Origin of the sequence: Prevotella lacticifex, assembly GCF_019973375.1 — a bacterium.
GTDB lineage: Bacteria > Bacteroidota > Bacteroidia > Bacteroidales > Bacteroidaceae > Prevotella > Prevotella lacticifex.
Map to the genome: position 1 here is coordinate 1 of NZ_BPTV01000006.1, position 3,798 is coordinate 3,798.

Sequence of the window (3,798 nt, forward strand, 5' to 3'; positions counted from 1 at the left end):
TTATCTCTTCTGGAATAGCCATAAATATGTATAGTATCTATATAATTAAAAGAACTATACAAAGGTACAAATAAATGGCCATATCTGCAAGAAATTACCAATAATATTGGCAAAAATAATTATGCAGGGACTAAAACAAGGGGAAGTTTAAACGGGCTTTCTACGAAAGAAAGCCCTTGCTAAGCCAGAAACGGCAAAGCAAGGGCCAAATTGTATAGTGTCTCAAATGGAGGTTTCTTTAATAAAATAGGCGATTTCTGTTGAGAAAGCTGAATTTCGTTAAAAATACAAAATCTATTTTTCGTACATTTTTAGCCTTGTTGAAGTGCTGAGCAAGTGGAAAATGCAATCCTTTTCAAAGGGCTGGGATTGCAAATGCAAATTTGCGAAGTTGTGTTTTACGGTAAGAATCTAAGTGTTAACCCAAGTTTGACGCTCTAATGTTTTTTTTCAGAATTTTTTCCAGTGTTTATAGGGGTTTGCGTGGTCAAACTGCTCAAAATCGCAATGTAGAACACAGCAATGTCGTAGGGATTGCTTATCTTTGCGGCATGAATTTTACGTCCCAAATACGTTACAACCCACAGACGTGTAAAGACGAGAAGTATTACCGTCTGAAGGAGTCCTATCGCGATGCCAGCGGTAGGGTATGTACTTTGATATTGCTCAATGTCGGGTTTATACATGACCTATCCCCAGAGCAGATAAGAGATGTTGCGCGTGGACTGACGTATCTGTACAATCACCAGAAGGATGTCCAACTTTGGGATGAGAAACTGCAAGGTTACTCGGAAGTGGTTCGTGACAGAGTGCATGCGTACTGGGCCAGACTTGTCGAGGAGGAAAAACTTGATATTGTGGGCAACGCCTACGAGAGAAGCAAGTCCAAGGCCAGGAAACGGATAGATGTTGACACTATGAGGCATACAGACGCAAGGGAAGTCGGCTGCGAATGGCTATGCCTGCAAACGATTCGTAAACTTGGTCTGGATACATTTCTCCGTTCTTTGGGATGGTCTGAGGACAAGGTGAAGGTCACTTTGGCCCATCTTATTACGAGGGCGGCCTATACTCCGTCCGAATTAAAGTCAATATCCATTATAAAAGAGAACTCTGCAGTGTGCGAACTCCTTGACCTTCCTATGGCCAAAATAACTCCAAGGAGGATATATCGAGTTGCCGATGACCTTTATTCCATAAAGGATAAGCTTGAGAAGTATCTTTGCCACAAGACCGACGACCTCTTCAAACCGACCAACCGCATTATGCTCTTCGATCTCACCAACTTTTATTTTGAGGGACGCAAGACCGGCAGCAAGAAGGCTGCCTTTGGCCGTTCAAAGGAGAAACGCAGCGACTGCAAGCTGCTTGTCCTCGCGCTATGCATCAATACTGACGGCTTCATACGTTACAGTGCGGTACTGGAAGGCAATACCGCCGATCCAAAGTCACTTCCCAACATGGTGGACGAGCTTATTGCTGAGAATCCGGCCAAATGTCCCGATAACGAGGGAGTGCTTGTAGTCATTGACGCAGGTATCTCAACTGAAGATAACCTCAAGACTATAAGGGACAAAGGATACAACTATCTTTGTGTATCCCGCAAAGCTCTTACCGAATACACCACCCCCGAGAATGCTCCCAAAGTCACAGTTTGCGATTGCTTGAAGCGCGAGATAACGCTTCAACGCGTAACAACGGCCAAGAATGACGACTGTTACCTCAAAATAGACTCTCCTGCAAAAGCGTTGAAGGAAGAATCCATGAACCGCAAATTCCGTGAGCGTTTTGAGGAAGGGTTGAAAAAAATCAGAAAGAGTACCCAATCAAAACACGGGATAAAAAACTACGGCAAGGTACAAAACAGGATCGGTGCCCTGCAAGGAAAATATCCCTCTATAAGCCGATATTACAATATAAAAGTTGAGGATGACGGACACGACAAAGTCGCTTCTATGACATGGGAGGTCAACATCCCGGACAAGGTGGAATACGGAACATACTTCCTCAGAACCAATGTGAAGAAATTAGATGAGGAAACGACCTGGAACTACTATAATCTTATACGTGAAATAGAATGCTCCAACCGGCAGCTCAAAACCGACCTCAGCCTCAGGCTCATATACCACCAGACTGACAATAGGGCAGACGCACACCTTTTCTTAGGGCTGCTGGCTTACTGGATAGTAAACACCGTGCGCCATCAGATGAAGGTTGCCCGGCGAAAGCAAGGCAAGGATGAGCATGGGCGGGAGCGTTCGACACCGTACTGGTCGGAGATCATGCGGATCATGAAGACTCAAAAAGCAGTTACTACCACAGCAGTAAATGCGCTTGGAGAGGCTGTCGAGACCAGACTGTGCAGTGTGCCTACAGATAGTGCAGCTGAAATCTACGAGTTGTTGAAAATCAGTAAAGTGCCATTTAAAAAAATAAAAATCTGTAGAACACAGTAGGACTTTTTAAAAACACTAAATTGCTGATACAGAACAACTAAGCAAAATACGATGTCAAAGTTGGGTTAAACGCTTAATTGAAAATCAATATTGGAGTTCATTGGAGCGTTCAGAACCCATGCGAGTCACAATCAATAATTAGAAACTCTCCTCTACGGAGAGTTTTTTTATGTAAGGTGTCTGTTTTTGTATAAAAAATTTGTGACAATATGAATATGGCTTGAATAATGAATTTCCCTTTTTCAAGCCATATTTTTTGTATCATGCTATATGTCAGTCCCCTTTGTTTCAGCCTCTTGCGTCATTTGCATGAACAGCCAATCCCTTACTGCCTCGAAACAATAGGCCGCTCTAAAGGTGCTGAAGTGCGTTAGTACGTTCTTCAGAAGTGAGTTGCTTGACCGAAGGCACTGCCTCGATACTTAGAAAGTGCGTTAGTACGTTCTTCTGCAGTGAGGGGATTCAGAGTCGTTTCATCTCTTTCTCGTCAGCGTTCTTACCCTTGTAGCGGCTCTTCTTCGGGTTGAAAGTATAAGATATGGTGAGCGTTACACGCCGTGTGTCAGCATCAGAATCCTTGTAAAGTCTCACATCCTTGACGTTCATCCACCAGCTCTGGTTGCGTGTGTGGAAGATGTCATTGGCAGCAAGGGCTATCTGCAGATGCTTCTGCAAGAAGAAGCGGCGCACGGAGAGGTCTACGCCCCATTGCGAGCACATTTCGTTTGTCATGTTGTGGCCACGGGTGGAGCCGGTAATGTCGAATGTCATCAGCCAACTCTTTGATATCGTGAAGATGTTTTTCGGATCATCAACAATAATAGGCGAATCAGATGTATAAAACGGTACGTTTGGAGAAATACAAGTAAGCCAAATCTTATTCTTAAGGATTTCTTTAAATTTAGGTATAAATTTATTATTAGCAAAGATAGTCCAGAAATGAGCAATAATTGGGTTATGAATGTAAGGTTTATTTAACTCTGAAAGAATAGTTTTACTTATACATCTGGAATCAGTCATTTTAACTTTTCTTGACAAACCATCAATGACTTGCATGACTTCCTGTCGTTCTTTAGGAGTTCGGAAATACTGGATTGCTATTTGCATTGCAAATTCTTCAATATCCTTAATTCCGCAACTATTTGCGCAATTCTTTATTAATATTTTTTATAAGTCTCTGAGGAACAATAAGTTCCCCAGAGTTTTGCCATTTGTAGAATTTTCACTAACTTTATGGTGTCAAAACAAAAATAGTTCAATTCTAAATGACATGGCAAAAGTAGCAATAAAATATGATAACATAGTCCCCTACGGCGGAATTTTTTATGCTATGAACGAATTT

Annotated in this window: 2 protein-coding genes; one reads left to right on the top strand and one right to left on the bottom strand. The window is 42.2% G+C overall.

The genetic code is table 11. The features are described from left to right. Positions 1–551: 551 nt before the first annotated feature. Positions 552–2,456, top strand: coding sequence for an IS1634 family transposase (locus LDN30_RS16195; protein ID WP_223929590.1), 1,905 nt, complete (start codon positions 552–554; stop codon positions 2,454–2,456). A 462-nt stretch (positions 2,457–2,918) separates the two neighbouring features. On the opposite strand, the gene LDN30_RS16450 is transcribed toward LDN30_RS16195, so the two are convergent. Further along, positions 2,919–3,563 (bottom strand): outer membrane beta-barrel protein, encoded by a 645-nt coding sequence (locus tag LDN30_RS16450; RefSeq protein ID WP_306421529.1) that lies wholly within the window; start codon positions 3,561–3,563, stop codon positions 2,919–2,921. Between the last annotated feature and the right edge of the window lie 235 nt (positions 3,564–3,798).